Genomic DNA, 1,084 nt, shown 5'->3' with positions numbered 1-1,084 from the left:
GCACCGTCCTGTACAAAGGCATAGGTATACCCACCGTTCCCGCCAGTGGCTTGTACGGTCACCTGTGCGCCGATGTTACAGTTGGCATTGATATTGTTCGTTTCTACCAGATTCAGAATTGCGTTCGGAGAACCTATGGTAATCGTATTGGTGGTATCATCGCAGAAGGGGGTATCCGTAGCGGTAATTACCACATAGAAGTTCCCTGCAGGCAATCCTGAAATGGTCCTTGGGTTGAATGAGGTATCCGAACTTATAACTGCTGTAACGTTGGTTCCGCTACTGTTGAATACCTGATAATCGTAATTGCCCAAATAGTTGTTTACCTGGATCTCTAGCTCCCCGTCGGTATCTCCGAAACAGGTCACCGGGTTAATGGCCGTGGCCACCACTTCTATGAGGTCGTAAGGCGCCACATTATAAGGAGCTGTGGTGAAATAACAACCGGTCACATTATCGGTTACCCTGAAGGTATAGTCCCCTGGTGTGGTCAATGTAAAGTCGGCTGTTTGGCTCACCAAGCTCTGTGTCGGGGCACTTCCCGTAGGCAAAAGCTCAAAGGTAAAGTCGCCCGAACCTCCCGTAACCGTCACCCTGGCCACCTCGTCATTGTTACAGGTAATTTCTGTAATCTGAGCAACGGATACATCCGTAATGGTGGGTAATGGGTTTATAGTCTGGGTTGGAATTGTAAAAGTACAGCCATTGCTATCCTTTACAATAATATCATAATTGCCAGCTGTTGTAACCGTATAGGTAAATACATTTCCACCTGTAGGTATAAAGGCACCACCATTAACACTATAGGTATAGGAAGGTGTTCCAGTACCAGCAGTAATAGTAACTTCAATAGAAGCAGATTGGACGCCATTGTTCATATTACAGGCGAAATCGGTTACATCGGTGATCGCGGCATCTAAAGCATTAGGTTCATCAATGGTTACGGTTTGCAAGGTAAAGCATCCCCTGTCCGAGGTAACGGTAATGTCGTATGTACCTGCTGCCAGACCTGTGAACAGGTTGCTGTTCTGTGTGGTCGGCGGATTGGTCCCGTCGTTGATGGTAAAGGTATATGGCGGGTTGT

General features: G+C 47.2%; 1 pseudogene. It reads right to left on the bottom strand.

From position 1 onward, the window contains the following. A pseudogene (locus MWU82_RS23970) lies at nucleotides 1-1,084 on the bottom strand (hypothetical protein); the annotation flags it as partial.

This window comes from Arenibacter sp. S6351L (genome assembly GCF_023016025.1).
Classification (GTDB): domain Bacteria; phylum Bacteroidota; class Bacteroidia; order Flavobacteriales; family Flavobacteriaceae; genus Arenibacter; species Arenibacter algicola_B.
This window is presented reverse-complemented; position numbering and strand designations above follow the sequence as displayed.